The 23,172-nt window shown below is 72.4% G+C and carries 21 protein-coding genes and 1 pseudogene; 9 read left to right on the forward strand and 13 right to left on the reverse strand.

Translation table 11 applies throughout. The features are described 5' to 3' along the window. Positions 1–12: 12 nt before the first annotated feature. The 3 genes from IU476_RS30145 to IU476_RS30155 form a co-directional block, all read right to left on the reverse strand. Positions 13–897: a Sco1979 family transcriptional regulator gene (locus IU476_RS30145; RefSeq protein WP_195105691.1), complete on the reverse strand. Its 885-nt coding sequence runs from the start codon at positions 895–897 to the stop codon at positions 13–15. A gap of 143 nt (positions 898–1,040) precedes the next feature. Next, positions 1,041–1,520 (reverse strand): nitroreductase family deazaflavin-dependent oxidoreductase, encoded by a 480-nt coding sequence (locus tag IU476_RS30150; protein WP_324194436.1) that lies wholly within the window; start codon positions 1,518–1,520, stop codon positions 1,041–1,043. Positions 1,521–1,565: 45 nt separating this feature from the next. Further along, a complete protein-coding gene (locus tag IU476_RS30155) occupies positions 1,566–1,757 on the reverse strand; it encodes a hypothetical protein (protein ID WP_195105692.1) in 192 nt (63 codons plus the stop codon). Positions 1,758–1,916: 159 nt separating this feature from the next. Here IU476_RS30155 and IU476_RS30160 point away from each other — a divergent pair, with 159 nt between their 5' ends. Continuing rightward, positions 1,917–2,312 carry a hypothetical protein gene (locus IU476_RS30160; RefSeq protein ID WP_195105693.1) on the forward strand — a complete coding sequence of 132 codons (396 nt, stop codon included), beginning with the start codon at positions 1,917–1,919 and terminating at the stop codon, positions 2,310–2,312. A gap of 25 nt (positions 2,313–2,337) precedes the next feature. Here IU476_RS30160 and IU476_RS30165 read toward each other — a convergent pair whose 3' ends face one another. Beyond that, positions 2,338–3,168: an alpha/beta fold hydrolase gene (locus IU476_RS30165; RefSeq protein WP_195105694.1), complete on the reverse strand. Its 831-nt coding sequence runs from the start codon at positions 3,166–3,168 to the stop codon at positions 2,338–2,340. A 57-nt stretch (positions 3,169–3,225) separates the two neighbouring features. On the opposite strand from IU476_RS30165, the gene IU476_RS30170 reads away from it, so the two are divergent. Next, positions 3,226–3,822 (forward strand): TetR/AcrR family transcriptional regulator, encoded by a 597-nt coding sequence (locus tag IU476_RS30170; RefSeq protein WP_195105695.1) that lies wholly within the window; start codon positions 3,226–3,228, stop codon positions 3,820–3,822. Here the strand turns inward: IU476_RS30170 and IU476_RS30175 are convergent. The 3 genes from IU476_RS30175 to IU476_RS30185 all read right to left on the reverse strand — a co-directional run bounded on the left by IU476_RS30175 (position 3,809) and on the right by IU476_RS30185 (position 9,197). After that, the gene (locus IU476_RS30175) at positions 3,809–5,875 is read right to left on the reverse strand and encodes a neutral/alkaline ceramidase (RefSeq protein WP_195105696.1); all 2,067 of its coding nucleotides are present in this window, start codon (positions 5,873–5,875) and stop codon (positions 3,809–3,811) included. The two genes, IU476_RS30170 and IU476_RS30175, sit on opposite strands and share 14 nt — an antisense overlap. A 152-nt stretch (positions 5,876–6,027) precedes the next feature. After that, entirely contained in the window at positions 6,028–8,484 is a 2,457-nt protein-coding gene (locus IU476_RS30180; RefSeq protein WP_195105697.1) for a beta-glucosidase family protein, read from the reverse strand. Between the two features lie 125 nt (positions 8,485–8,609). After that, positions 8,610–9,197: a DUF8176 domain-containing protein gene (locus IU476_RS30185; RefSeq protein WP_195105698.1), complete on the reverse strand. Its 588-nt coding sequence runs from the start codon at positions 9,195–9,197 to the stop codon at positions 8,610–8,612. Between the two features lie 264 nt (positions 9,198–9,461). On the opposite strand from IU476_RS30185, the gene IU476_RS30190 reads away from it, so the two are divergent. Both IU476_RS30190 and IU476_RS30195 read left to right on the forward strand, forming a co-directional pair. Then, positions 9,462–10,244 carry a nucleotidyltransferase domain-containing protein gene (locus IU476_RS30190; RefSeq protein WP_195105699.1) on the forward strand — a complete coding sequence of 261 codons (783 nt, stop codon included), beginning with the start codon at positions 9,462–9,464 and terminating at the stop codon, positions 10,242–10,244. 96 nt (positions 10,245–10,340) lie between these two features. Next, the gene (locus IU476_RS30195; protein ID WP_195105700.1) at positions 10,341–11,591 is read left to right on the forward strand and encodes a cytochrome P450; all 1,251 of its coding nucleotides are present in this window, start codon (positions 10,341–10,343) and stop codon (positions 11,589–11,591) included. A 12-nt stretch (positions 11,592–11,603) separates the two neighbouring features. Here IU476_RS30195 and IU476_RS30200 read toward each other — a convergent pair whose 3' ends face one another. Together IU476_RS30200 and IU476_RS30205 are read right to left on the reverse strand one after the other, a co-directional pair. Further along, the gene (locus IU476_RS30200; protein WP_195105701.1) at positions 11,604–12,800 is read right to left on the reverse strand and encodes a styrene monooxygenase/indole monooxygenase family protein; all 1,197 of its coding nucleotides are present in this window, start codon (positions 12,798–12,800) and stop codon (positions 11,604–11,606) included. Between the two features lie 110 nt (positions 12,801–12,910). Beyond that, positions 12,911–13,129 (reverse strand): hypothetical protein, encoded by a 219-nt coding sequence (locus IU476_RS30205; protein ID WP_195105702.1) that lies wholly within the window; start codon positions 13,127–13,129, stop codon positions 12,911–12,913. Positions 13,130–13,316: 187 nt separating this feature from the next. Between IU476_RS30205 and IU476_RS30210 the strand changes: the two genes are divergently transcribed. Beyond that, positions 13,317–15,866 carry an ATP-binding protein gene (locus IU476_RS30210; RefSeq protein WP_195105703.1) on the forward strand — a complete coding sequence of 850 codons (2,550 nt, stop codon included), beginning with the start codon at positions 13,317–13,319 and terminating at the stop codon, positions 15,864–15,866. 14 nt (positions 15,867–15,880) lie between these two features. Here the strand turns inward: IU476_RS30210 and IU476_RS30215 are convergent, their stop codons facing one another. After that, positions 15,881–17,329 carry an amino acid permease gene (locus IU476_RS30215; protein WP_438944087.1) on the reverse strand — a complete coding sequence of 483 codons (1,449 nt, stop codon included), beginning with the start codon at positions 17,327–17,329 and terminating at the stop codon, positions 15,881–15,883. A 49-nt stretch (positions 17,330–17,378) separates the two neighbouring features. Here IU476_RS30215 and IU476_RS30220 point away from each other — a divergent pair, with 49 nt between their 5' ends. Beyond that, positions 17,379–18,329: an FAD-dependent oxidoreductase gene (locus IU476_RS30220; RefSeq protein WP_195105704.1), complete on the forward strand. Its 951-nt coding sequence runs from the start codon at positions 17,379–17,381 to the stop codon at positions 18,327–18,329. A 155-nt stretch (positions 18,330–18,484) separates the two neighbouring features. Then, the gene (locus tag IU476_RS30225; RefSeq protein WP_195105705.1) at positions 18,485–19,039 is read left to right on the forward strand and encodes a DUF8020 domain-containing protein; all 555 of its coding nucleotides are present in this window, start codon (positions 18,485–18,487) and stop codon (positions 19,037–19,039) included. 147 nt (positions 19,040–19,186) lie between these two features. Here IU476_RS30225 and IU476_RS30230 read toward each other — a convergent pair. After that, positions 19,187–19,390, reverse strand: a pseudogene (locus IU476_RS30230) (cold-shock protein); the annotation flags it as partial. Positions 19,391–19,551: 161 nt separating this feature from the next. Between IU476_RS30230 and IU476_RS30235 the strand changes: the two are divergent. Further along, positions 19,552–20,376: an alpha/beta fold hydrolase gene (locus IU476_RS30235; RefSeq protein ID WP_228824562.1), complete on the forward strand. Its 825-nt coding sequence runs from the start codon at positions 19,552–19,554 to the stop codon at positions 20,374–20,376. A 13-nt stretch (positions 20,377–20,389) separates the two neighbouring features. Further along, positions 20,390–21,160 carry a MerR family transcriptional regulator gene (locus IU476_RS30240; RefSeq protein ID WP_195105708.1) on the forward strand — a complete coding sequence of 257 codons (771 nt, stop codon included), beginning with the start codon at positions 20,390–20,392 and terminating at the stop codon, positions 21,158–21,160. Positions 21,161–21,166: 6 nt separating this feature from the next. Here IU476_RS30240 and IU476_RS30245 read toward each other — a convergent pair whose 3' ends face one another. Both IU476_RS30245 and IU476_RS30250 read right to left on the reverse strand, forming a co-directional pair. Further along, positions 21,167–21,649, reverse strand: coding sequence for a hypothetical protein (locus IU476_RS30245; protein WP_195105709.1), 483 nt, complete (start codon positions 21,647–21,649; stop codon positions 21,167–21,169). Positions 21,650–21,754: 105 nt separating this feature from the next. Next, on the reverse strand, positions 21,755–23,101 hold the full coding sequence (locus IU476_RS30250; protein WP_195105710.1) for a family 1 glycosylhydrolase: 1,347 nt from the start codon (positions 23,099–23,101) through the stop codon (positions 21,755–21,757). Positions 23,102–23,172: the final 71 nt, after the last annotated feature.

Raw genomic sequence — 23,172 nt, forward strand, 5'->3', positions numbered from 1 at the left:
CAAGCGTTTCCGCTAGAGCCGAGCGGCGGCCGCCAGCAACAGCTCTCGTGACCGGTCCGGTGTGGCCGCCTGCACGCTCAGCGTGTCCATGACGTGCCGATACAGTTCCAGATCGCGCGGGCGGTCCAGGTACAGGGCACTGGTCAGCTGCTCCAGATAGACGATGTCGGGGAGTTCGGGTTCGGCGAAGCGCAGCATCGTGAACGAGCTGCCCGCCGCCGCGTGCCCGCCCACCGCGTAGGGCAGCACCTGGACGACGATGTTGTCCCACGTCGCCATCTCCGCCAGATGTTCCAGCTGGGCCCGCAGCACCGCCGGACCGCCGATGGCCCGGTGCAGCACCGCCTCGTCGAGCACCGCCCACAGTGTGGGGGCACCGGCGCGGGAGAGCACCTCCTGCCGGCGTCGGCGCAGCTCCACCCGGCGGCTGCCGCCCTCGCCGTGCCCCAGCGCGATCACCGCGCGGGTGTAGTCCTCGGTCTGCAGCAGGCCCGGAACCAGTTGTCCCTCGAAGGTTCTGATCGAGTGCGCGGCGTGCTCGAGCCCGAGATAGGTCTCGAACCACGCCGGCAGCAGATCGCCGAAGCGATGCCACCAGCCGGGCTGGTTGGCCTTGCGCACCAATTCCAGGAAGGCCTCGCGCTCCACGGCATCGTCGACGCCGTACAGCGACAGCAGATCCTCGACGTCACGCTCCTTGAACCCCGTCCGGCCGAGTTCGAGGCGGCTGATCTTGGCGTGCGACCCGCGGATGTGTTCGCCGGCGGCTTCCCTGGTGATCCCGCACTTCTCGCGCAGCCGGCGCAATTGGCCGCCGACGGCGATGCGCAGTGCGGTGGGCCCGCGGTCGGCGACGCCGGCATCCACACGGCCGATGCGCGTGGGATCCGCATTCATGAGATCGACTCCGATGCTCGGCGGCTGGGGGCGGTGCGGGGCCGGTCCGAACCGCCGGCGTGCCGCGCCAGGCCGCAATCATACCCCGCACCGGAGGTGGATCGATCGGATCGCATCGCGCCTTGTAGCAGGACGTATCCCGATCAGATACGGGTCAGTTGGTATATACGGAAGACGCGAGATCCGGCCAGCCGCTGCTCCATCCGGTAGCCGGGCCAGTAGGTGACGGCACGCTGCCAGGCGCTGTCGCGTTCGGACCCGGCCAGCCGCCGCACCCGGACCTTGAAACGTTCTCCGCCACTGTGTATTTCGGCATGCTCGGCGGCGTTGAGATTGGCCGACCAGGCGGGGTGTTCGGGCCGCCCCCAGTTGGATCCGATCAGCAGGTAGCTGCCGGGGCCGTCGGGCACGTAGAGCAGCGACACGGTGCGCGGCACGCCGGTTTTACGGCCCGCGACGGTCAGCTCCATCGACGGCAGGCCCGCCAGGTCGAGCACGCCGTGGCGGCCCCGGCTCACCCGCCGGACGAACCGCTCCACGCGGGCGATGACGGGCGCGGCGCGCATGACCGACGGACGGCGGGCGATGGCGCGACCCACGGCAGGCAACGGATTCCTCGGCACTCGTGCACCGTAACGGAGCAATGTCGCGCTGCGGTGACCCACGTGTCACCGCGCGGCGATGCCGGAATCGCGGATCACCCCGAGCATCTCGCTGTAGCTCAGGCTGGACGTGACGGTCAGCGTCTCCGAGGACGGGTCGGTGTCGACGTGGCTGACGGTGTCCAGACCGCGCAGCGTGCGCTCGGCGACATCGGCGTCGGAGGCGAAGTCGGGCAGATCGAAGGTGTAGGTGCTCATGGGAAACTCCCGGTGCGGTGCTGTTTTTCACGGCGTAGCCGGAATGCGGCGGCCCAAACGCCGTGCCCGCCCGCTCGTTTCGGCGCGGCGGCGGCCGGTTTGAGGAACGGCGACCCCGGGCATTGCCAGGCCATACCGTCCAACGACGTTGGGATTGCCATGATTGTTCTCCTCGGATTGATCGTGTTGATCGCCGCGGTCGCCGTCGGCGTCGCCGCGGTGTCGGCCAACCTCGGGTCCGCGCACCCGCTGACCGACTTCACCGTGTTCGACCAGCATTTCGGTGGCTCGCAGGGCGAGCTGTTCGCGGCCGGCGCCGCGGTGGGCGCGGTCGGCATGCTCGGGCTGGCGCTGGTGCTGACCGGCGCGCTGGCCTCGGCGCGCCGCAATGCGGCCGTGCGCCGGGAGCTGCGGCGCTCGCGCCGCGAGATCTCCGCGGTGCGAGACACTTCCGAGCCGAAGACGGCTTCGAAGCAGCCGGCGTGGTCGTGGAACCGCCTGGTGCGCCGCCCCGGCGCACGGTCCTCGACCCGACACGCCCAGCCGCAGAGCTGATCCGGCGAGGCGAGCGGGCCGGTCCTCAGCGGGACAGGAACTCCGCCATCTCCTTCGCCACCGCCGCCGGCTGGTCGAGCATCGACAGCACGTACGCGTCGTCGATCTCGACCAGCCGGCCGCGCGGCAGCAGCTCCGCCAGCCGCGCGCCGTGTGCGCGCGGCATCACCTTGCCCGCCGAGGACCAGAGCACCAGCGCCTCGCCGGTGAACCGCCGCAGCGCTTCGGTATTCGCGATCAGTTCCCGCTTCGGCGGCAGCGACATGCCGTACTTGCGCACATCCCGCCGGATTCCGCGGTCGCGCAGGCCCGGCTCGGTCCACCCGCGCACCAGTTCGTCCGGGATCGGGGCGCGGGCCATCCACCCGAACAGCAGCGGCGAGCGCCGCAACCATCCGATGCGCAACTGGCGCAACGCGATCGGCAGCGCGCCGGGCACACCCAGCGCCACGACCGCCATCTTCCCCGGCAGTCCGGGTGGGAAGTTCCCGAACGCCTCGCACGGCAGCGCGATCAGCCGGGACACCCGTTCGTCCAGGCCGTAGGCGGTGAGGAACAGCCCGCCGCCCCAGTCGGTGTGCACCAGGGTGACCTCCCGAAGATCAAGCGCCGCAAGGAAATCGGCGATCAGCACGTTGAGCCCGCGCAGCGTCAGGTCGGCGTCCTCGCGCATCGGTTCCGGGTGCGCGCCGAGCGGCAGGTCCGGCCGGAGGTAGCGAAACCCGGTGGGCAGCAACTCGAGCATCGGATCCCACACCGTGTGGTTCATCAGCAGTCCGTGCAACAGCACTACCGGCGGGCCGTCGCCGTGCTCGGCATAGTGCACGGGCCCCGCGGGAGTGTCGACGACAGGCATGCGACCCGCCTTTCCGCTAGAACGGTCACTCTAGAGCGCGTGTTCTAGTGTGGTGGCATGACGGAGCAGATGTCAACCGGCACCCGGGCGCGCATCCTCACCGCGGCGACCGAGCTGATGCGCCGCCAGGGCTACGGGGCCACCAGCGTCAAGCAGCTCACCGCGGCCGCGCGGGCCCCGATCGGCTCGCTGTACCACCACTTTCCGGAGGGCAAGCAGCAGATCGCGGCCGAGGCGCTGCGGACCAGCGGGGCGGCCTACATCCAGTTGCTGCCGCTGCTGATGGACCCGTACGAGGACCTGCGCGAGGCGGTGCCCGCCGCGTTCGCCGCGGCGGCGGCCGACATGGAGCGGTCGGGCTGGATGAACATGTGCCCGGTCGGCACGGTGGCCGGCGAGACCGCCGACAGCGAGCCGAGGCTGCGCGAGGTGGCCGCCGAGGTGATCGCCTCGTGGGTCGACGAGGGCACCGCCTACTTCGCCGGTCGCGGCATGCGGCCCGAGTCCGCGCGGGAGTTCACCGTGGCCCTGCTGAGTGCGCTGGAAGGGGCGTTCGTCCTGGCCCGGACGCTGCGGTCGGCCGAGCCGCTGCATGCCGCCGGGCAGGCCGCGCTAGCCCACCTCGACCGCATCGCGGCCGTCAGCCGACCGTGAATTCCGCTGTGCGGCCGATGAATCGGGTCAGGGTGCCCGCGGCGTCGCGGCGGTCACCGGAGTACTCGATGCGGTAGCGGCCGGGCTCGGCGGTGTCGGGGACGGTCCAGCGGATCGCGATGATCGACGCCGCGGGCTGGCCGTCCGGGCGCGACCAGGTCAGTTCGGTGCACCAGTCGTTGTCGTCGTAGACCCGGACCCAGCCGTTCGCGGCGGCACGCTGGACCTCGAAATACGTTCCGCCGGTGCGGAAGTCGTTGTTCGGGTGCGCGCCCACGAAGGCCGCCGACACCGTTGCGCCCGGCCGGTGCGCGGGCTCCGGCTGGGTGAGCACGTCGCCGAAGGCACGGCCCGCGGCGGGCAGGTCGGGCGGCGGGGCGGTCAGCAGGTTCGGCTGCGCGCCCGAGGTCCAGTCCAGCGGGGCCGGGCCGCGGCCGGGGTCGACCCGGGCCGCCAGCGACCGTGCCAGCCGGTCGAACTCCTGGACGTAGGCGGGCAATGTCCAACGCCCGAACAGTGTTTCGCCGCCCTCGTACTGCTGCGCCTCGTATTCCTCGGGCGTGGTGACGTAGCCGCTGTAGCCGTTGGCATAGCCTTGCAGCAGCACGTTCTCTACCGGCACGGCGAGCGCGCGGGCGACCACCCGCCGGATGCGCAGCCCCGACACCACCGTGTACTCCGCCGGTCCCGACGCCAGCACCAGGTCGCCGAGGCGCAGCAACTGGATCGGCACCACCTGCGGCACCCACGGCCGCGGCGGCAGCACGCCCAGCGGCGCCACGATCAGCTTGGGCGCCTGCGCGTCTCGCATCCAGTGCGCGATCGGGGCGTCGAGTCCGCCCAGCGCGGCGACCACCGGGTTGGTGTCACCCTCCCGCAGGAACGCCAGCTGCGTCTTCCAGTTGTCCTCCGAACTCGTGGCCGCCGCCGCGGCGCCCATCATCGCCGGGGCGGTGCGGGCCGGCTTGCCGTCGGGGGTGTAGTCGCCCTCGATCGCGGTGTCGGCCATGTCCACGTAACGCAGCACCGCGTCCACGCCGCCGGTTGTCATCGGCCGTGCGGACGCGAAAGCCGCACGGCCCGCCTGGTATTGGCGTTCCCCGATCAGCGCGCAGTTGTTCCGGTTGTCGTCGGTGGGTCCCGAGGGATGCCACGGCGTGAGGTTCAGGTTCGGGGTCATGTCGCCCGCGTTGGTCTGGGCGAAGGCGGCGACGAAACGAGGCGCGCCGTCGAGGTGCCGCACGCCCATCTCGTCGTGTTCCCAGCGGTAGCTGGCGTACCCCTTGTTGTCGGCGGAGATGAGGGTGTTGTTGTCGGTGAGCGAGGTACCGTGCGTGGCGAACCAGGTGATCGCGCCGACGTCGACGCCGCCTTGGCGCAGCCGCAGCACGGTGACCTGCGGGTCGATCCCGTTCGGGAACTCCGCCCGATCCTCGGCCGGGTTGCGGTCGAACGCCGCGCGCGAGCGGTTGGCGCTGGCGTCGTGCAGTTCGCCGTGCCCGAGCAGCAGCGTGCCCGGGGCCAGCCGCTCGTGCGCCGCCGCGATCGCCGCCACGATGCCGTTCACCTCGGCCTCGTGCGAGTTCTGCTGAAAGCCGTAGGCCGCAAGGGAATACGCGTACTCCCGGGCGGTTCCGCCGCACGAATTGTGGTTGTGCGTGGCGTTGAGATTGACGTTGCGCTCGGTGTAGAGGTTCCCGAAGCGCCGCGCCAGCCGCTCCAGCACGGCCAGGTGCACCGACTGGAACAGGCAGGCGATGTCGGCGTTGACGAACACCACGCGGTCGCCGGTGGCGCGGTCCACGATCACGTAGGCGCGCGCCCAGCAGCGCATGAGCAACCCGGTCGCGACCTGGTCCAGTTCCGAGTAGCCCATCATGCCCTGGCCCGCGACCGCGCCCGTCACATCGGCGATGCTGCAACCGATCAGGTAGTCCTGGCCGTCGGCGGTCCGGCGCACCGGGCGCGCGGCCGCCGCGCCCGCGCCCGCGACACCGGCCGCGACCGCCGCGGCCGTACTCCCTGCCAGCATCGAGCGCCGGGAAACCGCCACGGTGGCTCCTTCGAATCGGTGGCGGCGGCCGGGTGTCCCCGCCCGGTGGCGATCGCCGTCGCCGCCCTGGATGTTCCGTTCGGCGTAGCGTACTGGACGCTCGTCCAGCTTGCTACCGCTGCCCGAAAATTACGCCGTCACTGTGCCGACGGTCAGGAGACCACGATCTCGGCCATCAGCGGCAGGGCGATGACCGAGGTGCCGACCTGCACGGTGAACGCACCGGGCTCCACGGCCCAGCCCTCGGGCGTCCAGTGTTCGAAGGCCCGCTGCGGCAACGCGATCTCCACGCGCTGCGACTCCCCCGGTTCCAGCGTCACGGTGTCGAAGGCGGCCAGCCAGCGCAGCGGTCGCTCGATCGCGCTCTGTTCCCGCGCGAGGTAGACCTGCACGACCTGTTTGCCCACGCGCTCACCGATATTCGTGACGGTCACCGTGGCGGTGCGGCCCGCGACGTCCAGGTTCCGCAGTTCCCAGGTGGTGTAGCCGAGCCCGTGCCCGAACGGGTAGGCGGGTTCGACACCGGCGCGCAGCCAGGCGCGATAGCCGATGTGCACGCCCTCGCCGTAGGTCAGCACGCCGTCGGCGTCGGGCGTGGTGTTCAGCACCGGGACATCGGCCATCGTCTTGGGCCAGGTGGTGGGCAACCGGCCGCCCGGCTCGGCGGCGCCGGTCAGCACGTCGGCCAGGGCCGCGCCGAACTCCTGCCCCGGGAACCACGCCAGCAGGACGGCCGCCACCTCGTCGCGCCACGGCATCTCCACGGGCGCACCGGAATTCACCACCACGACGGTGCGGGGATTGACCGCGGCCACGGCGGTCACCAGGTCGTCCTGCCGGCCCGGCAGGCGCAGCGTGGTCCGGTCCACGCCCTCGCTCTCGAGCTGCTCGGTGGTGCCGACGACCACGACGGCCACCTCCGCGGCCCGCGCGGCCTCGACCGCCGCCGCGAACTCCTCCTCCGGGCTGCGCCGGGGCCGGGCGACGCCGAGCGTGACGCCCAGGAAGACGCCCAGCCCGGGCATGGCGGTCAGGTCCTCGACGGTGATGCGGACCTCGACCTCCTGCCCCGCGTCGAGGGCGCGGGTGACCTCGCGCTGCGGCGGATCCAGCAGTGCCGCAACGGGATCGCCGCCGTCGAACCCGACGTCTCCGGCCGCGGCGGTCGCGCCGTCGAGCTCGAGCCGAACCCGGCCGAGCGCGCCCACCCCGATCCGCCACTCGCCGGCCGCGTCCGCGCGCAGCCGGGCCCGCAGCTCCACAGCGGACGCCCGCTCCGCGACGGGGTCGCCGAACAGCACCAGGTTCCCGGCGGCCCGGTGCTGGGTGTCGAGCACCGTGTCCCCGTCGAGGTAGCGCAGGCTGAGCCCGGGCGTACCGGTCTCGGGGTCGGTGATCAGCTCGAGCGGGACGGGAGACAGCTTGTCCGACAAGCGGATTCCCGGCTCGTAGGTCACCGGCAGCACCGCGGCCAGGCCGTCCAGGGGCGTGGTGGTGTGCGCCGGGATCACCGTGGCGCTGCCGCCGCCCATCAGCCGCGGCTCGGCCGCCGACGGACCCAGCAGGGCGACCGGGGCGCCGGGGCGCAGCGGCAGCACCTCGTCGTTGCGCACCAGCACCATGGCCTCGGCGGCCGCCCGCCGCACCAGCTGCCGCTGCTGCTCGTCGGTGAACTGCGGTGGCCGTACCCGCTGCCGCTCGCCGGACTGCGGTTGCTCAGCCCCCTGCTCCGTGAAAGGCGGTGTGGCGCTGGGCGCGTCGTGGAGCGCGCCCACGCGCTGCGCGAAACGCAGGATGCGCCGGACCTTCTCGTCGACGGCCGCCTCGGGGACCGTGCCCGCGCGCACGGCCTCCGCCAGCGGCTCGCCCCACAGCCGCGGCGGGCCGGGCATGCACAGGTCGGTGCCGCGCGCCGCGCCTTCGGTCGAGCGCACCGCGGTCCAGTCCGACACCACCACGCCGTCGAAACCCCAACTGCCCTTGAGCGGTTCGTCCAGCAGCGGGTGCTCGGTCATGGTGGTGCCCGCGACGGAGTTGTAGGCGGCCATCACCATCCACGCCCCCGCGCGCACGGCGCGCTCGAAGGGGTACAGGTACAGCTCGCGCAGCGTGCGGTCGTCGGCGTGCACGTCGACGGTGAAGCGGTCGGTCTCCGAATCGTTGGCCACGTAGTGTTTCGGGCAGGCGCTCACGCCGTGCCGCTGCACCGCGCGCACGTAGGCGGCGGCCATCTCACCGGTGAGCACCGGATCCTCGGAGAAGCATTCGAAATGCCTGCCGCCCAAGGGCGATCGGTGCAGATTGACGGTCGGGCCCAGCACCGCGTACACGTTCTTGCGGCGGGCCTCGGCCGCGATCAGCCCGCCGATCTCGTCGAGCAGTTCGCGGTCCCAGGTGGCGGCGAGGGCGGTGCCCGAGGGCAGGCTCACCGACGGGTCGCGTTCGTCCCAGTGCTCGCCGCGTACTCCCGAGGGCCCGTCGGACACCGGCATCTCCGCCAGCCCGATCGCCGGATCGCCGGCCAGCCGGAACATGCCCGCCCCGGAGATCAGGCGCAGCTTCGCCGCCAGATCCAGTTTCGCCAGCACCTGCTCGAGCTCGTCGTCCATGCGCTGCCCCGTCCGTGTCGACTGTGGTTCGGCCCGAGGCTACCCGACCTCGCGGGCGGCCCAGGCGTGCCGCACGCCCCGGCATGCCCGACCACTCGCGGCGGCGGGCCGCGGCGCGCCGCCGGTCACCGCGGGACGCGCACCGGGTCGATCCTGGTGATCAGCGTGGCGTCGGCGACGGTCGCCACGGTCACCACCTGCCGGTAGATCCGGGTCGAGCGATCGAGGCGCAGTTCGGTCACGGTCACGAAGAAGGTGTTCTCCGGCTGCGGCACGATCTCCACGCAGTGCCGGGTGCCGACGGGGACGGTCGCGATGCCGACGTCGATCACCGCGGCCGGGGACACCCACGCGTCCGGCGCGGTCAGCTGCCGCGCCGCCGCGCCCGAGCGGGTCACGTAATAGGCGTACTGGAAGGCCAATACGACATCGGGTCCCGACGCCGTGGATCCCGCGCCGTCACCCCGGACCAGCTCCGCCGTCCGGATCGGCGCGCAGCCCGCGCCGCCGCCCAGGCCCAGGTCCGCGCTGCCGGCCGTCACCTCCGGCGGCGCGACCGGCGCCCGGGCCTCGACCCGGTTCAACAACACCTCGCCGACCACCACCGTCGTCACGATCACCGCCACCGACCCCGCCAGCAGCGCGTGCCGACCGGCCGGGAACGGGCGCCGGCGCGGCGGCTCCGGTGCGATCATCCCGGGCCACAACGGCACCGGCGTCCGCACCTCACCCGCGCGCCGCCGCACGCCGCCCCGCGCGATCCCGCGTCTTCGCCGCACCGCCACGGCCCACCGCACCCCCTTCCCGATGCGTGCCGCCCGAGGGCCCCGACCCGGCGGCAATATCGTTGGGCGATAACAAGATTGCACATCCGGGCCGGAAACGCCGGGCGAACGGCCAACTCCGCCCGGGCGAACCGCCCGCGCGCGACGCGCCGGATGTTTCGGGTCCCGCGCGAATCTCGAGATGCTGTCCCCATGACCCACCTTCTCGCGGACCCGCACGCGCTCCCCGCCGAGCTGCGGTGGTATCTGGCCGAACTCGTCCGGCACACCCACGCGGTCTGCGGGGAACGCCTGGTCAGCGTCTTCGCCGTCGGCTCGGTCGCGCTCGGCGACTATCGGCACGGGCGCAGCGACGTCGACGTCACGGTGGTCGCGGAGCCGTCGCTGCCCGGGCGCGCGGTGATCGAGCTGGCCAAGACGCTCACCGGTCTCGATTGCCCCGCGGCGGGTTTGGAACTGGTGCTCTACGACGCCGATGTCGCGCGCGAACCGTCCGACCGGGCCGGGTACCGGCTCAATCTCAACACCGGGCCGCTGCTGCCGCACCGCGCCGACTTCGATCCGTCCCGCACGCCGGGCTTCTGGTTCGTCATCGATCGCGCGATCGCGCACCAGTCGGGGCGGCTGCTCTACGGCCGTCCGGTGCGCGAGGTGCTCGCCGCGCCGCCGGACGCGGCGCAACTGGCGGCGGTGCTGGACTCGGTCCGCGCGCACGCGGACGACGACGGGCACCTCGCCGACAACCGTGTCCTCAACGGCTGTCGCGCGGTCGTCTTCTGCCGGACCGGCCGGTGGGACGCCAAACGCGCGGCGGCACAGGCGATCACGCGGTCCGAACCGCGGTTCCGCGCACTGCTCGACGCCGCGCTGTTCAGCTTCGGGCAACCGCGCTCGGCGCCGCTGCCGCTGCCGCCCGAGCAGGTGCGGGAGTTCCTGTCGTGGGTGCGGGCGACCGTCGAGGACACGGCGTCATGACCGGGGTTACCCCACCTACGCCCTACCGATGCCGGGCGGGTCGCGCGCGTTTACGCTGCTGACGCCCTGGGCCCAGCCACCGTATCGGAGCCGCCGTTGAGTACGCCACGATCGTCGAATCGGTTTGCCGCCGAACCGGTTTCCCAACACGGCTCGCCGGTCCACGTGGACCACGAGCGCGTGCCCCTCTACTCCCCGGAGTTCGCCGCCGATCCGCACGCCGCCTACCGGCGGATGCGCGCGCGGTACGGGTCGCTGGTGCCGATCGAGCTCGCGCCCGGGGTGCCGGCGACCCTCGTGATCGGCTACCGGACCGCGATCCGGATCATGCACGATCCCGAACACTTCCCCGCCGATCCGCGCGCCTGGGAGCCCACCGTCGCGCCCGACTGCCCCGTGCTGCCGGTCCTACAGTGGCGGCCGAACGCCTTGCGCAGCACCGGCGGCGACCACGCCCGCTATCGAGGGGTGAACGTCGACGGCATCGACGCCGTCGACCTGCACGCCCTACACGCCACGGTGGAGCGCATCGCGACCGCGCTGATCGCGGACTTCGAGGCGGCCGGGCGCGCGGACCTGGTGGGGCAGTACGCGTTTCCGCTCTCCTTCGCCGTCATCAACGCCATGCTGGGCTGCCCGCCGGAGATCGGCGAGCGGATCGCGGCCGCCACGGCGGCGGTGTTCGACGGGGACGACGCCGAGGCGGGCAACCGGATGCTGGCGGCGGCCGTGCTGGAACTGGTCGATCTGAAGCGCCGCGAACCCGCCGACGACATCACCTCGCGGCTGCTGGCCCACCCCGCCGCGCTCGACGACGCCGAACTGATCCACCAGATCGTCGTGCTGTACGGGGCGGGCATCGAGCCGCTGCAGAATCTGATCGGCAACGCGCTGCGGGTCATCCTCACCGACGACCGGTTCGCCGGGTACGTCCTCGGCGGCAGCATGTCCACCCGCGACGCGCTGGACGAGGTGCTGTTCGACGACCCGCCCATGGCGAACTTCTCGGTCACCTACCCGCGCCAGCCGATCCTGATCGAGAACACCTGGCTGCCCGCGCACCAGCCGGTCGTCATCAGCCTGGCGGGCTGCAACAACGACCCGCTGGTCAGCGGCGGCGACCACACCGGCAACCGGTCGCACCTGGCGTGGGGCGCGGGACCGCACGCCTGCCCCGCCCGCTCGGCGGCGTACCTGATCGCCCAGGACGCCATCGATCAGTTGCTCGACGCGCTGCCGGACATCGCGCTGGCGGTGCCGGCCGGCGAGTTGGCCTGGCGGCCAGGGCCTTTCCATCGAGCCCTGACCGCGCTGCCGGTGGTGTTCCCGCCGTCGCGCCCCGCGTAGACCCGGCTCGGGTCAGGCGCCCGCGGCGAAGGCGGTCATGGTCGCCGGGCGGGCGAAGGTGTCGGCGAAGACGTCGGCCAGCCGGGTGTCGTTCGCCGCGGCGAGCATCAGTTCCTGCATGGGCGCGGGCGGGTCGAGCACGGTCGCGGTCCACCGCGCGGCGGGGTGGGCGATGTCGGCCAGCCACGGCGCGGCCGTCTCGGTCATCCACTCCCGGTCGAACGGTCCCGCGCCGCGGCGCAGCACGGCCTCGGCGTAGCGGGCGGCGCAGTGCGCGGCGTTGTTGGCCCCTTGCGCCCCACCGGGATCCATGCGGCACACGACGTCGCCGCCGCCCAGTACCGGCGTGCCGGACGGCAGCGTGCCCACCGGCTGCCGCAGCACGGGCGCGACCGCGCCGACGAGAGTGGCTCCGGCGTCGGTCAATTCGGCGGCGCGGTAGCGGTCGGCCAGTTCGGGCGGCAGGTAACGCGCCAGCAGGTCCTTCGCCACCCGCAGCCGCTCGGCCGGACCCGCGACGCCCTCGAACACGTCCAAGCCGCCGCCCGGCAGCGCCTCGAAAAGCACCATCTCGCACCGGCGTTCGGCGCCGGGCCGGCCGGTCAGGCCCGGGTAGGAGATCACCTCGCCCAGCCCGGGCAGCGCCACGTAGCTGCCCAGCGCGTCCGGATCCGGCGTGACGCCGTCGAGATACAGCGCCGACAACTGCCGCAGCGGCCGGGTCGGCAGATCGGGGATCGGGTCGGCCGGGAAGCATGCGGCGAGTTCGCCGCTCGCGCGGGTGACGACGGTGAGGTCGTAATCGGCCGTGTCCCGGTCGATCTCGGCAACCGTGGGCCGCCCGAGTTCCAACTGCCCGCCCGCGGCGTCGAATTCCCGCAGCCACCGGCCGAAGACCGTGCGCTGGTCGACGCTGCGCGCCGGGCCGGAGAACCGGCCGGACCAGCGCACGGCCACCGCGCCGTCGGCCACCATCGTGAACCGGATCCCGGCGATGCGCGGGGCCGTGTCCTGCCAGAAGTCCAGTCCCGCAGCGGCTTCCAGCTCCAAGGTCGGCGCGAACTTGACCTGTGTGCTGGTCACCGAGCCCGCCAGTATCGCCTCGGCGTCGCGCTCGGCGGTCACCGTGACCGCCGCGCCACCGGCGAGCAGTCGCAACGCCAGCGGCAGCCCGCACTCCCCCGCACCCAGTATCCGTATCCGCGTCATCTCGGTTCCTCTCGACACCATCCGGCCGGACACCTCGTCCACGGCCGGCCGTCCGCCGACACCCACGCCACACCGGTAACCGTGCACCGTCCGCCGCGCCCGGGGATACCTCACGTCCACAGCCGCCGACACGGCAGCGGCGGCAGGTTCTCGCGCAGATCGAAGTCGATCGTCACACTCGCACCCATCCTGGTGACGGCCGCGGAGAAGCGGGCCGCGACCGATCTGTCGTCCTGGTAATCGAACTCGATGGGCGGGCTGTCGAACCGCACCCTGATGTGACACGAGTCCGGGTCGGTGCCGCCCGGACGCGGCGTTCCGGCAACCACTGCGCGTATCTCACTGTTCGGCTTCGGGGTTCACGGCCGCCGGGGAATCGACGGCCGGAAAATATCTTGACGCGAGCGGGCGGCGGCGGCATCGGTAGGTCGCCCGCGGGCACCTAGGTAGGTACCGTCGCGCCACTACCTACCGTTCCGGGCTCGGCACCCGCGACGCCGACTAGAGTGGCCGGATATGCCACCGCACCGTCCGCGCCGGATGGGGACCCCGTCCACCGCCCACGACTTCATCGGCCGCGAGCGTGAGCTGGAACGGGTCGCGACGCTGTTACTGAGTTCCACGCGCCTCATCACTGTCGTCGGTGCGGGCGGAATCGGCAAGACCCGACTCGTGATCGAGGCCGCGCAGCGGTTCCACAAAGCGCGCAATACGCCCGTGCACTGGGTGCGGCTGGACCGGCTGCCCCGCGGCGCCGACGTCGCCGGCGTCGAGGAGGAGGTGGCCCGCTCGGTCGTCGACACCGACTTCTCCGGCCGCTCCGCGTGGCAGGCGCTCGTCGACACCCTGGGCCGCGGCAACGGTTTCGGCCGTCCCGCCCAGGTCGTCCTGGTCATGGACAACTGCGAGCACGTGCTGGCCGCGGCCGGCGCGGTGATCACCGAACTGCTCGACGCCGTGCCGGGACTGACCGTCGTCGCCACCAGCCGCGAACCGATCGGCTGGGTCGACGAGCAACTGGTCGCGATCCCGCCGCTGACCCGCCGGGAGGCGGTCGCGCTGTTCCGCCGCCGCGCCGCGCTGACCGGGCACGCCGTGGACGGCGACCGCACGGCCGTCGCCGAGCGGATCTGCGCGCACCTGCACAACTACCCGCTGCACATCCGCCTGGCCGCCGCCCGGCTGCGCCGCCAGCCGCTGTCGATGATTCTCGACGATCTCACCGGCGCGGCGAGCGACCGCCGGCTGCGCTGGCCGCCGCTGGCCAAGACCGGCGCCGACGAGCGGCACCACGGCATCGCCGACGTCATCGCCTGGTCCTACGACCTGTGCAGCCCGCGCGAGCGGCTGCTGTTCGAGCGGCTGTCGGTCTTCGCCGCGGGCTACGACAACAATCCCGACGACGTCGAGGGCGGCGGCGACCTGGACGTGGGCGCCGATCTCGCGGCGATCCGGGCGATCTGCGCGGGCCCCGATTCCACCGGTGCGCGGCTCGAGCCCGACGAGATCGAGGGACTGCTGGAGCGGTTGAGCGATCAGTCGCTGGTGTCGACGCACTTGGCGGCGGACGCGGTGCGGTACTCGCTGCTGGAGAGCTTTCGCGTGTTCGCCCAGCAACGGCTGGCCGAGCGCGCGGACGCGGAACGGGCCCGGCTGGCCGAGCGGCATCGCCGCTACTACCGGGACCAGGTCACCGCGGCCGCGGCGAACTGGTTCAGCGACCGCGAGGGCCCGCTACTCGCGTGGGCGCGGGCGGCCTGGGACAACCTGCGGCTCGCCATCGACGGCAGCCTGGCCACCCCCGCCGAGGCGGTGGTCGGCCTCGAGATCGCGGGCGCGATGATCACGCTGCGGGTGCCGTTCTTCAAGGGCTCGCTGCGGGAGTCGCGGCACTGGGCCGAGCGGGCGTTGCGGGCCACCCGCGACGCCGACCCGGAACCGGTCGAGCTGCGGGTCGCGGTGATGGCGGCGACCGCGTGGATCAGCCTGTGCCAGGGGCTGTCCGACGAGGCCGAGCGCATGCTCGAGCAGTGCGTCGAGCGGTGCGTCCCGGCCGCCGACGCGGCCGCCTGGCGGGCCGATCCCGTGCACGATCCCGGTCTGCCCGCACCGGTGGAGTTCGCGTCGGGCACCGCGCTGATGCTGGTGCACCAGGACGTCCGCGCCCTCACCGTGCTGGCACGCGCCCGCGAGAAGTTCACGGCGAGCGGGGATCTGGGCAGCGCGGCGATGAGCGAACTGTTCGAGGCGCTGGCCGCGGCGTTCCTCGGCACGGCCGCGCAGGCGCTCGAGGTCACCGCACGGCACCGCGCCACCGCGGCCGGCTCGGGCGCCGAGTGGGCGCAGTCGTGGGCCGAATTGGCCTGGGCGATCGCGCACACCAAGTACGGCGATGCCCACGACGCGCTGGACACCGGGCAGACGACGCTCGCGCGCCAGGTCGCCATGCGCGACTCGTGGGGCGCGGCCTGGGCCGTGCATATCCGCGCCTGGACCCTCGCGCACCTGCTCGCGACCGAGCGCGGCGCGGACGGGGCCGAGCGGGCGCGGGAGATCGCGCGGCTGCTCGGCGGCGCGGCGGCGCTGCGCGGTCAGCTCGGCGTCGACATCGCGCATCTCGGCCCGTTCGCCACCGAGACCGACCGCGCCGCCGCCCGCACCCGGGAAGTGCTGGGGCAGCGGGACTTCGAGGCCGCGTGGGCCGAGGGCGCCGCGCTGCGGCCGGCTCTCACCGAGGTGACCGCGCTGGCGCTGGGAACCCGGACGCGGCAACGACTTCCGGACGATCGTGCGGGCCGCCCCGCGCAGCCGTCCCCGTGGCGGCTGCTCACCGACGCCGAGCGTGACGTGGCGGTGCTGGCCGCCGCGGGCTGGTCCAACACCGCCATCGCGACGCGCCGCGGCAGCTCACACCGCACCGTCGACGCCCAGATGGCCTCGGTGCTGCACAAACTCATGATCCGCTCGCGCGAGGACATCCTCCCCCTCGTCCCCGCCGACCACCGGCAGCGCATCGACGCCGAGCGCGAACGGGAACCGCGCGGCACGCGCGGCGGGGCCGGTTAGGCGAGCCGGGCGCGTCAGCGGGAGGGCGCCGTCGGGGTGGTGTCGGCGACCGCCCGACCACGCCGCAGGAACCAGCCGCCTACCAGGACCGGGACCATGATGAGCGGCACGGCGATGATGGCGCCGCGCTGCTCGGTGCCGCCGGTGACCGCCATCAGCACCACCACACCGACGAGGAACGCCAGGGTGGCGATGCCGGTGTACGGGCTGCCGATCAGCCGGAACGCGGGGCGTTCCGCGCGGCCCGCGCGCCACCACCACCACAATCGCAACTGGCACAGCACGATTGCCGCCCACGCCGTGATCACCCCGAGCGCCGACATGTTCAGCACGATCTCGTACGCGCGTTCGGGCACCACGGCGTTGAGCCCGACCCCGGCCAGCGCGACCGCGCCGGTGGCCAGGATCCCCACGTACGGAACACCGTTCGTGGACAGGGCGGCCGCGCGCGCCGGCGCGCTGCCGTTCATCGACATGGAGCGCAGGATCCGCCCCGTCGAGTACAGCCCCGCGTTGAGGCTGGAGAACGCGGCCGTCAGCACCACCAGGTTCATCACCGAGTCCGCCCCGTGCACCCCGATCCGGGCGAAGAAGGTGACGAACGGGCTCTCGCCGGCCCGGAAGGCGGTGTAGGGCAACAGGAGCGCGAGCAGCACCAGCGATCCGACGTAGAACACGGCGATGCGCACGATCACGGAGTTGATCGCGCGCGGCATGATCTTCTCCGGGTGTTCGGCCTCGCCCGCCGCGGTGCCCACCAGCTCCACGGCCGAGTACGCGAACACGACGCCGGTCGTGACGACCACCAGCGGCAGCAGCCCCGACGGGAACAGCCCGCCGTGGTCGCGGATCACCGCGGGGCCGGTGCCCGCGCCCTCGATGGTGAACCGGCCCGCGAGGAATACGGTGCCGATCACCAGGAAGCTCACCAGCGCGACCACTTTGATCAGCGCGGCCCAGAATTCCAGCTCGCCGAACCAGCGCACCGACACCAGGTTGATCGCCACCACCACGGCCAGCGCCACGAAGGCGATGAGCCATTGCGGAATCGACCGGAACGACGACCAATAGTGCACGTAGGTCGCGATCGCGGTGATGTCCACGATGCCACTCATGCACCAGTGGAAGAAGTACATCCACCCGACCGCGTAGGCCAGCTTCTCGCCGTAGAACTCCCGCGCGTAGGACACGAACGACCCCGACGACGGGCGGCGCAACACCAACTCCCCCAGCGCCCGCAGCACGAAGAAGACGAACACCCCGCACACGGCGTACACCAGCACCAGACCCGGCCCGGCGTCGGCCAGCCGCCCGCCCGCGCCCAGGAACAGTCCCGTGCCGATGGCACCGCCGATCGCGATCATCTGTAACTGACGCGGGCGGAGACTCTTCCGGTATCCGACGTCCTCGTCGTGTAGCACGTCCGTCACCGCGGCCTCCAGCCTCTCGATCGTGTCGTCGATCAATGTATCGTCAACCAACGGCTCGCTCAATGCTGGTAGGATTACGATCGTGCGTGCGGTCGTGGTGGGATCCGGGATAGTGGGCCTGACGACGGCGGCGGCGCTGCTGCGCGAGGGCCGCGAGGTGGTCGTCGTGAGCGCCGAGCCCGTCCGCGCCACCACGTCGTATCTGGCTGCCGCGGTGTGGTTTCCGACCGCGGCGGGCCCGGCCGAGCGCGTGGCCGCGTGGAGCGCCGAGACCTTCGCCCGACTCGAGCGGCTGGCCGAGGCCGGGGCGCCCGGGGCCCGAATGTGCGAGTCGCTGACCGTCTTTCGCGAGGAGCCGGAGATTCCCGGGTGGTCGCGGACCGTGCGCGGGTTCCGGTGGGCGCGGCCGGACGAGCTGCCGCCGGGTTACCGGTTCGGGTTCCGCTTCGCCGTGCCGCTGCTGGAGATGCCGGTCCACCTGCCCTGGCTGGAGTCGCGGGTGCGCCGGGACGGGGCCCGCTGGGTGCGCCGGACCGTCGAAAGCTTCGACGACCTCGCCGATCTCGCGCCGGACGTGATCGTCAACTGCGCGGGCCTGCGCGCCGGGCCGCTCGCGGGCGACGCCGACGTGTATCCCATCCGCGGGCAGATCGTGCGCGTCACCAATCCGGGCGTCTCGGTGTCGGTGCGCGACGAGGCGCATCCGCTGGGGCGCGCCTACGTCCACCCGCGCGCCGAGGACTGCATCCTGGGCGGCTCGCTGGACACCGGCGCGTGGGACCGCACCCCGGATCCGGAACTGACGCAGTCGATTTTGCGCCGCTGCCGCGACCTGGTGCCGGAACTGGCCGCGGGCGAGGTGCTCGAGACGCTGGTCGGCCTGCGCCCGGGCCGCGGCGAGGTGCGGCTGGAGGTCACCCGGCCGGACTCGTCGCCGGTGCCGGTGGTCCACAACTACGGCCACGGCGGCTCCGGGGTGACGATCGGCCACGGCTGCGCCCGCGAGGTCGCGGACCTGGTCCGCGCGTTGTGAACCCCCGTTTCGCACGCTACGCCCGGCGCGAAGTGCTCCCGGACGGTAGCATCGGCATCCGGTCGCCACGACCGGCGATCGATCGAATGCGTGGCCCGACAAGGCCATTCAGGGGAAGTGTCGGCACATCAGCGCCGACGGAATGTGGGGAATCGATGACAGCATCCAAGTTCGCCGCCGCGGCCCTGCTCGCGGTCGGCGCCACCGCCGTCACCGCCAGCGTGGTCCACGCCGCGCCGGCGCCGGAGGCCACCGCCGCCGGAATCGCCGTGCGGGCAACCGATCACGGCGTCGCCTACACGACCGCGCCGACCGCGGACCGCCGCGGCGTGCAGACCACGGTCGAGTCCGGTCGCTTCGTCGCCGCCGACGCCACCACGGTCGCGCTCACCGACGCCGCTGGCAACACGGTGGCCACCGTGCCGCTGGGCCTGCGGACCGCCGGGGGCACGGTCGCGCTGGCCGCGCAGATCGGCGCGGACGGCCGCACCCTCACCCTCACCCCGCAGACGGCGTCCGCGCCGACGGCCCAGGCGATCGACGAGGCCGCCGACACGCTCGCCCGCAAGCAGTACAACGCGGGGATCGGCGCGCTCATCGGCGCCGGCATCGGCGCGGTGCTCGGCTTCTTCCTCGGCGGCGTCGGCGCCCTGATCACCATCCCCGTCGGCGCGGGCATCGGCGCCCTGATCGGCTACTCCACCCCGTAACCCGCACCACCGAAACCCCGCCGCCGGCCCGCCCGCGGCGGGGTTTTCGTTACCGCCCGATGCCCGCGCGTGCGGTGACGGTGCCGCGCGGAGTCAGACGGAGTCGGCGGTCGTCGGGACTCCGTCGACGGGATGTACGACGGCGCTGGAACGCACCCGCCGCGCCTGCGGTCCCTTCGAACCGATGGCGATGTCGAAATCGACCGGCTGTCCCTCGCGCAGGGCGTCCTCGCCGGGCGCGTCGACATCCGCGCTCTCGACCAGCACGTCGGGTCCGCCGTCGTCGGGTGCGATGAACCCGAAATCCCGGTCGCTGTTGAACCACTTCACGGTGCCCCGTGTCTGAGCCATGACGCGCCTCCTTTTTCCGATCCCCCTAAGAGACTTCGTGCCACCACCCCCTTCGGATCGGTGGAACCGGAATTCGGTAGCACGCCGTGACGAGGACCGCGCGGAATCCGGAAGGCTCGCTCTTGACCCTGACGCAGGGTCAACCTCGGACCATGGTCGGCATGACCGCGAATACTCTGTCCCATCGGACGATCCGGCACGACGGCGTCACCCTCCCGATGACCCGGGGCGGCCGGGGACGGCCGCTGGTGCTGTGTCCCGGACTCAACTCGACGCAGGCCGAGCTGCGCGTGCTGGTCGATCTGCTGCGCCGCGACCACGACGTGATCACCTTCGACCTGCGCGGCCACGGAACGGCTTCGCCCGCAGACGATTACACCTTCGACGCTTTTCTCGGCGATCTGGCCGCCGTGCTGGACAGCCTCGACCTGTCCGAGCCGCCCGTGCTGATGGGGTACTCGCTGGGCGCTGATCTGGCCGTGCACTACGCCGCCGGACATCCCGGCGCGGTCGCCGGGCTGGTGCTGATCGACGGGGCGAACCCGGTGCCCGAACCGTTCGTCACCGACACCGATCTGCCGCAGTTCCGGGCGATGTGGGAGGACTTGGCCCTGCGCAACCGGACAGCGGTCGGCACGCCGCGTCAGGTGCTGCTCACCGCGCGGGAAATCCTCGACCTCAATCTCGAGCTGGATGTACTGCGCTCCGGGATCGACCGCGAGCGCGGAACGACCGGGCCCGGCATCCTCGACCGGTACCGCGAGATCCAGGGGCCCATCACCATGATCATGTCGACGTGGATGGCCGGAAACAGCGCCGCGGGCCGGGCACCGCGGCACAACCGGCTGTGGCGCGCGGGCATCGACCGGCTGCTCCACGTGCGGCCCGACATCGCGGTGTCCTGGCTCGACGCCGACCACCGGCTGGTGTTCACCCATGCCCCGGACATCGCCCGGATCGTCCGGGGCACACTGGTGGATCGGTGAGGAGGTCGTTTCGGTGCTGACCATCGGCGAGCTGGCGGCGTACGCCGGGGTGACGGTGCGCGCGGTGCGCCACTACCACGCGAAAGGGCTGCTGCCGGAACCCGAACGGGACGAGTCGGGCTATCGGCGCTACGACGGCGGCGCGGTCGTCGAACTGGTCCGGATCCGGACGCTCGCCGAGGCCGGTGTGCCGCTGGCGCGGGTGCGGGAACTACTGCGGGCCGACGCGGACGAGTTCGCCGCGGCCGTCGCGGAGATCGATGAGCGGCTGCGCGCGGAGATCCGGGCCCGGCAGCGGCACCGCGAGCGGATCGCCCGGCTCGCGTCCGGAGACAGCCTGGCGCTGCCGCCGGAGATCGTCGACTTCCTGGACCGGTTGCGCGCGTTGGAGGTCGACGAGCGGATCGTCCGCGCCGAACGCGACGGCTGGGTCGCGCTCGCCGCGCACGCCCCCGACCGGATCCCGGAATGGATCGCGCGCAAGCGCACCCATCTCGCCGACCCACAGCTGGTCGCCTTCTACCGCACCCTGAGCGGAGCCCTCGACCGCACCGACGACGACCCCGCGCTCCTCGAACTCGCCGACACGATGGCCGCCTACCTCACCCGCCTGGCCGACGCCCGCGGCACGGACTACCTCGACTCGCCCGGCGTCGAGCCCGCCTTCGCCACGCTCCTGGACGCCCTCGCCTTCGACACCGCGCCCCCGGCCCGAAAACTGGTGGCCCTGTTGCGCGCTCGCGGCTGGACAGGCTGGACCAGACTCGAACGCGCGCGGGAGTGATCGCCCCTACTTGTGCAGCGTGCCGGTGATCGTGCTGCCCGGCGCGCCGGTGCGGTAGGCGAGCGTGCCGTCGCTGTGCAGCTGGACCGTGGCCCGGGCATCGTCGTCGCAGCCGGCGTTGCCGCTGGAGCGGGCCGCCAGGGTCAGTTCCGTGTCGTTTCCGGCGACCACGCGCTCGGCGCGGTCGCAGCGGGCGCCCGTGGTCTTGTTGACGGTCGACGAGGTGGCGACCTCCGGAGCGCCCTCGCCGTTGATCGTCAGCACCACGTCGAAACTGTCGCGGCCGTCGTCGGCCACGCCCTGCCAGCTACCCACGAAGGCCGGGGCGATGGGCGGCGGCGCGGTGCCGCCGTCCTCCGGATTGCGCACGTAGGCCACGACGGCGATCGCGACGGCCAGGACCGCCAGCGGGCCGACAACGGCCATGCGACGCCGGTTCTTGCGGCGGATGGCCTGCTCTTCCGGTGTCTCCCACTGTTCCCGACTCACCTACCCCAGTGTAAGCCGGGCGGGGCCGCGAGATCATCGTTTTCCGCGCTGCGCCAACCGGATTCGGCACCCCGCGGCCCGCTGCCCGCCCGGCGGACCGTTGCGCTACGGTGCCGCGACCGGGTTGAGGCAGCTGTCCGGCGGATCCACGAGCACGCAGAGCACGGGGCCGTGACTCGGCCGGTACCCGGCGGGCACGCCGCCCGCGCCGATGATCTGCGTATAGGCGCCGACACCGTCGGTGGGCCGCCGCGTCAGACCGGGATCGGTCCGCACGTCGACGGTGTAGAGGCCGAATCGCGGTGTGTAGCTGCCCCATTCGTAGTTGTCGGTGAGGCTCCAGTAGTTGTAGCCCATCACGTTCATCCCGTCGGCCTTCGCCCGCTGGATCCAGTAGACGGTGTCGCGGAGATGGTCGCTGCGGGTGTAGCCGTCGGCGCGGGGCGCGCCGTTCTCGGTGGGCATGCCGTTCTCGACGACGTAGAGCGGCTTCCCCGGGAAGCGCCGCGAATAGTGTTGCAGCGCATAGTAGATGCCCTCGGTGCGCAACGGCATCTCCCAGATGCGCGGCCCGGGCAGGTTCGGGATCGCCGAGCCGCTGGCCTTCACGATGGCGCCGAACAGCGACTGCGCCGGGTCGAAGCCGAAGTAGTAGTCCACGCCCACGTAGTCGAGCCGGTTCCCGATCCGGTCGGCGAACGCCCCGTTGACCTGCTCCTCCGACCCGGCGACGTAGCCGAGGTTGGCGGTCACCTGGGCGCCGGGCTGCACCTGGTGGATGTAGTCGTAGATGGCGTCGTGGGCCTGGATGATCCGATCCTGCATGCCGCCGGCGTCGGCCGCGCCCTTGCGGATCTCGTGCTGCAGGTAGGCGGCGGGCTCGTTCACCGTGACCCACAACGGGTTTCGCCCGGCATACCGGTCGACGACCGCGCGCATGTTGGCCAGCCAGTCGTCGACCATGCTCGCGCCGCGCCAGCCGCCGCGGTCCGCGGCCCACCCGGGGTACACCCAGTGGTCCAGGGTGATCATCGGCCGCATGCCGGCGTCCACGATGCTGCCGATCACCGCGTCGTAGAAGCGGAACGCGTCCTCGTCCCACACGCCCGGCGCGGGCTGCAACCGGGACCATTCGACCCCGACCCGGAACACCCGCACCCCCATGTCGGCGGCCAGCCGGATGTCCGAGGCGTAGCGGTCGGTGAAATCGACCGAATCCCCCAGCGGCTCGTAGTCCGGGCTCCCGGCGATGTACCGCGTCCAATTGCTGTCGGGCGCATGCCCTTCGGACTGGAATCCGGAACTCGCGACGCCCCACAGGAATCCGGGATCCAGCGGCGCGAACGCGGCCTCCCGCACCGGCGGGGCGGCGGTGACCTGAGTACCACCCAACAGGGTGGAAGCCCCAACGACGAACACGGCCAAGGCATATCGACGCAACCGGGATCGCATCGGCCCAGGGTAACGGTAGCCCGTCGGTCCCCGCTGCCGATCGGCGACTACGGGCGCTCGCTCCGGCGCGG

The organism is Nocardia blacklockiae (assembly GCF_015477355.1).
GTDB classification, from domain to species: Bacteria; Actinomycetota; Actinomycetes; order Mycobacteriales; family Mycobacteriaceae; genus Nocardia; species Nocardia blacklockiae.

Bases quoted from the DNA above. Each gene is read 5' to 3' on its own strand.
- IU476_RS30145 (WP_195105691.1), bottom strand. From the start codon at position 897: ATGAATGCGGATCCCACGCGCATCGGCCGTGTGGATGCCGGCGTCGCC.
- IU476_RS30155 (WP_195105692.1), bottom strand. From the start codon at position 1,757: ATGAGCACCTACACCTTCGATCTGCCCGACTTCGCCTCCGACGCCGAT.
- IU476_RS30160 (WP_195105693.1), top strand. From the start codon at position 1,917: ATGATTGTTCTCCTCGGATTGATCGTGTTGATCGCCGCGGTCGCCGTC.
- IU476_RS30165 (WP_195105694.1), bottom strand. From the start codon at position 3,168: ATGCCTGTCGTCGACACTCCCGCGGGGCCCGTGCACTATGCCGAGCAC.
- IU476_RS30170 (WP_195105695.1), top strand. From the start codon at position 3,226: ATGACGGAGCAGATGTCAACCGGCACCCGGGCGCGCATCCTCACCGCG.
- IU476_RS30180 (WP_195105697.1), bottom strand. From the start codon at position 8,484: ATGGACGACGAGCTCGAGCAGGTGCTGGCGAAACTGGATCTGGCGGCG.
- IU476_RS30190 (WP_195105699.1), top strand. From the start codon at position 9,462: ATGACCCACCTTCTCGCGGACCCGCACGCGCTCCCCGCCGAGCTGCGG.
- IU476_RS30200 (WP_195105701.1), bottom strand. From the start codon at position 12,800: ATGACGCGGATACGGATACTGGGTGCGGGGGAGTGCGGGCTGCCGCTG.
- IU476_RS30210 (WP_195105703.1), top strand. From the start codon at position 13,317: ATGCCACCGCACCGTCCGCGCCGGATGGGGACCCCGTCCACCGCCCAC.
- IU476_RS30225 (WP_195105705.1), top strand. From the start codon at position 18,485: ATGACAGCATCCAAGTTCGCCGCCGCGGCCCTGCTCGCGGTCGGCGCC.
- IU476_RS30235 (WP_228824562.1), top strand. From the start codon at position 19,552: ATGACCGCGAATACTCTGTCCCATCGGACGATCCGGCACGACGGCGTC.
- IU476_RS30250 (WP_195105710.1), bottom strand. From the start codon at position 23,101: ATGCGATCCCGGTTGCGTCGATATGCCTTGGCCGTGTTCGTCGTTGGG.